At 58.8% G+C, this 3242-nt stretch carries 7 protein-coding genes; 5 read left to right on the top strand and 2 right to left on the bottom strand.

Annotated features, from left to right (window positions below):
* Positions 1-198, top strand: a 198-nt coding sequence (locus tag XF30_RS00740) for a DUF736 domain-containing protein (protein ID WP_244608848.1), incomplete at its 5' end; no start/stop codon positions are given.
* Positions 199-305: 107 nt separating this feature from the next.
* On the opposite strand, the gene XF30_RS39030 is transcribed toward XF30_RS00740, so the two are convergent.
* Together XF30_RS39030 and XF30_RS00730 are read right to left on the bottom strand one after the other, a co-directional pair.
* Positions 306-482: a hypothetical protein gene (locus XF30_RS39030; RefSeq protein WP_244608847.1), complete on the bottom strand. Its 177-nt coding sequence runs from the start codon at positions 480-482 to the stop codon at positions 306-308.
* 404 nt (positions 483-886) lie between these two features.
* Positions 887-1120 (bottom strand): helix-turn-helix domain-containing protein, encoded by a 234-nt coding sequence (locus XF30_RS00730; protein WP_036046501.1) that lies wholly within the window; start codon positions 1118-1120, stop codon positions 887-889.
* A gap of 232 nt (positions 1121-1352) precedes the next feature.
* Between XF30_RS00730 and XF30_RS00725 the strand changes: the two genes are divergently transcribed.
* The 4 genes from XF30_RS00725 to XF30_RS00715 all read left to right on the top strand — a co-directional run bounded on the left by XF30_RS00725 (position 1353) and on the right by XF30_RS00715 (position 3104).
* Positions 1353-1616 carry a DNA -binding domain-containing protein gene (locus XF30_RS00725; protein WP_109141658.1) on the top strand — a complete coding sequence of 88 codons (264 nt, stop codon included), beginning with the start codon at positions 1353-1355 and terminating at the stop codon, positions 1614-1616.
* A gap of 115 nt (positions 1617-1731) precedes the next feature.
* Positions 1732-1941, top strand: coding sequence for a transcriptional regulator domain-containing protein (locus XF30_RS39025; RefSeq protein ID WP_225130334.1), 210 nt, complete (start codon positions 1732-1734; stop codon positions 1939-1941).
* A gap of 61 nt (positions 1942-2002) precedes the next feature.
* Positions 2003-2518 (top strand): DUF2285 domain-containing protein, encoded by a 516-nt coding sequence (locus XF30_RS00720; RefSeq protein WP_225130336.1) that lies wholly within the window; start codon positions 2003-2005, stop codon positions 2516-2518.
* A 154-nt stretch (positions 2519-2672) separates the two neighbouring features.
* Entirely contained in the window at positions 2673-3104 is a 432-nt protein-coding gene (locus tag XF30_RS00715) for an NlpC/P60 family protein (protein ID WP_109141656.1), read from the top strand.
* Positions 3105-3242: the final 138 nt, after the last annotated feature.

Here is a 3242-nt window from a genome sequence, read left to right as displayed (position 1 = left end):
GCGTTATGTGGTGCACCGCATAACGCGGAGATCGGGGCCGCCTGGTCCAAGCGCTCCAACGAGGGCCGCGACTATCTCGGTCTCAAGCTCGACGATCCGAGCTTCACCGCACCGATCTTCGCCAACCTCTTCGCTGATGAAGAGGGCGAGGGCTTCAGCTTGATCTGGTCCCGTCCAAACCGTCGGAACGGCGACTGATCCGATCAGCAATGCCTCGCCCGGCTGGTCCGGGCGGGGCATCGCTAAGCTCAAGAGCTGGCCGCGCAAAGCTTGGCGAGCCGGTGCACGTGCCGGATCGATCCCGATCAGCGAGCGCGAGCCTGCCCCGCCTTGATCGGCCGTCTCTGATTGGCCTCCAATACGGTTTCGACGATGTCTCCCCAGTCGGGGCAAATTGCGACGAGACGATCTAGCACCGTAGGATCGCGCTCGATCTGGCCGAGCGCCTGAGCGCGCCATTGGTCGTTGAAGCTGATGCTCATCAACCCCAAACATTCGACGACCGAACTGTCAGGCGGCAAGTGTTCCAAGATTGCCGTCACTATGCCGGACATTGTTGAAGTAGACGCCAATGCTCAGCGGCGGGCCCGCTCTCCAACTTCTCTTGAAGGAGATCAATCAGCAAGAGGAAGCGAATCCGCCAAGGTTGGGTCCTGAGGTCCTCGACGTAAGCGTCCACGACCTTCGCGGATGTCGGCTGGTAAGTGCTCGTACAGGGTCATAAAGCCCACTCCATCTCACTCAGCACGCCCTTCCATCCCTGGACAGGTATGCGTCTTTGGAGACAGACCAGATTTACGCAAAGTCGCCTATCAACTTATGCGTGACGCAATACCGAGTTGATTCATAACGTGCCAAGGGTGCGATGGAGCACAAATTCGTCACATCATCGAGCCCGATGAGGATGAACCGCCGTTCGTTTGATCAGATCGGTGGCTTCGACCCCTAGCGCCTCCGCGATTCGGCCAAGCACGGTTACGCTGGCCGACACATCGGCGCGTTCAATTGCGCCGACGTAACGGACACTTAGCCCAGCACCATCGGCCAACTCTTCCTGCGTCATCTCCTTCTTATGGCGTATCCGACGCAAATTGATCGCCATGACCTCCTTGAGATCCATGACGACAAGGGAACTCACATCGGAACGATCGTTCCAGGAACGATCGTTCCGATTCGTGCCGAGCCGTGCTATTCATATCGTCTGGCTTGGGCCGAGTTTGCCGCTTCCGGGGAGCGCCGCGATGCGATTTGCGCATCACGGCACAAATCGCGTGCGACGATTTCCCAGCTTTGCAAAGTTCCGGAATTTAGATGGACTCTAATCGCTGCATCGATGCTGAGGGGCAATTGCAATGAACGAGGCTCCATTCCAGGACAGCCCGCCAATAACTGATCGCGTCAACGCCTACGACGAGAAACATCTTGCAATCTACGTTAGGTTGTTAATGGCCGAGGAGGAGGGCGCCGACTGGCGTGAGGTGGTCAGCGTGATCTTCGGCCTGGACCCCGCACGCGAACCGGATCGTGCCAAAATCGTCCACGACAGGCATCTCGCCCGTGCGCGATGGATGTCGGAAGCCGGATATCGGGACCTTTTGCTGCCGCGGATGCAGTGAATTTGCGTTCTATCACACAAATTGCGGCATCGCGTAATGCAACCTAAGGGTCTAGTTTCTTGTAGCGTCTTTCTGGATTCGTGGTGCGGGGCACAGAACGAAAGACGAGAAGACCATGCCGACCCAGTATTGGCGGGCGCCCGAGACCATTGAACGCCTGAATCGCCTTGAGCGTCCGGGTTTTGCCCTTGAGTTTCTGCGGCGCAATGCCGACTATCGCCGCGATTTCGTCCGTACTGAACGCCAGATCGCGCGCGAGGGCGCTGAGCCCGAAACCATCCGAACCAGTTTCGCACATCGATGGAGGTTGCGGTGTCGCCCATGACCCCGCCTCTCCGGTTGGGCCCGAACCAGCCATTTGGCTTCCCGAGGCATCACCGGGCACATTGATCCTCCAGTCCGCGCCGCCGGAGTTTGAGACCGTTCATCCGATTGATCGCAAGTCTTTCGGACTGGCGACCGTTGAGCAGACGGATGCTGACGGTCGCGAGCTGGTTGTCTCCGACGGCTCGGGCGAGCTCCATGTCCGGTTGCGCGACGAGCAGGCCATGCGCCACCCCGCCGTGCTTGTGCCGCTCGACAGCATGGGCGAAATGCGCGCCGACGTGGCGCTACACTTCGCCCGCCGCCTTGCTGGCCGGCGCACCGGTCTTCTGCCGGCGGCGCTACGGCTGACGTCGTTTCAGAAGCGGAGACTGATTCAGCTCCTCCACGCCTTCGACGTCCACGACCTGGGCGGAGGCCCGCGAGACGTGGCAGCGAAAGTGCTCGCCTCCGACCATGCCCAACGTCGTTCGGTCGAGTGGAAGGATTCTCATGCCCGCCGCAAGGCGAACCGGCTCATTCATGATTCGATTGCCCTGGTTGAGCGCGATTATCTGAAACTTCTACGCGGCCTCTGATCGGCCACCGATCTCTCAAAGCTATCGCCTCCAATGCACGTTATGCCGATATCGGCATACTGTGCTTCAGGAGCGCCGATTGCCCGTTGACGATTGATGCAGCCGCCGCAAGACAGTAGGATACCTCAGCGCTCCGGCATGAGGGTTTAAGACGATGAAGACCTTGTCTGCGGACATGATACCCGACCATTTCTGGCGGATTAGGTACGATCAACAGCACGATCCCGATTCGCCAACCCTGCCGAGCCTTTCAGAGAGCCCGAACTGTCAGAACTTCGCCTACGCGCTGCTCAAGCATTTCGGATTTGACGTTTACCCATTTCGGTCCAGCAATCTGTGGGAGGACACCACCGAGACCTGCTTGGTGTCAGCTGAATTGAGGCCCCTCGACCTCTTGCTTTTCAATCGAACCGGGAACCCTTGGGGAGCACATGTCGCGCTCTATCTGGGTGATGACCAAGCTATTCACCTGAGCAAGAAGCAGTCCGCTCCGGTGATCTGGCCGTTTGCTCAATTTCTCGAGCTTCCCGAATATCGAACCTTCGTTGGCGCAAAGCGGCTCCGCCAAATTGGGGTGGGCCTATAATCGAACGCAGTCTTTGCACGGTTATGGCCGGCTGCTTGCTAACGAGGCCAGTTCCTATCTCGTCGATTATGCCGAACTGCCGCATGGCCAAGAGTAGGCGTAACCGCCGTCAAACTCGGCCATGCGGCATAATCCGGC

The sequence above is a fragment of the Bradyrhizobium sp. SUTN9-2 genome (genome assembly GCF_003122645.1).
Lineage (GTDB): Bacteria > Pseudomonadota > Alphaproteobacteria > Rhizobiales > Xanthobacteraceae > Bradyrhizobium > Bradyrhizobium yuanmingense.
This window is presented reverse-complemented; position numbering and strand designations above follow the sequence as displayed.

Bases quoted from the DNA above. Each gene is read 5' to 3' on its own strand.
- XF30_RS00725 (WP_109141658.1), top strand. From the start codon at position 1,353: ATGAACGAGGCTCCATTCCAGGACAGCCCGCCAATAACTGATCGCGTC.
- XF30_RS39030 (WP_244608847.1), bottom strand. From the start codon at position 482: ATGAGCATCAGCTTCAACGACCAATGGCGCGCTCAGGCGCTCGGCCAG.
- XF30_RS00715 (WP_109141656.1), top strand. From the start codon at position 2,673: ATGAAGACCTTGTCTGCGGACATGATACCCGACCATTTCTGGCGGATT.
- XF30_RS39025 (WP_225130334.1), top strand. From the start codon at position 1,732: ATGCCGACCCAGTATTGGCGGGCGCCCGAGACCATTGAACGCCTGAAT.
- XF30_RS00730 (WP_036046501.1), bottom strand. From the start codon at position 1,120: ATGGATCTCAAGGAGGTCATGGCGATCAATTTGCGTCGGATACGCCAT.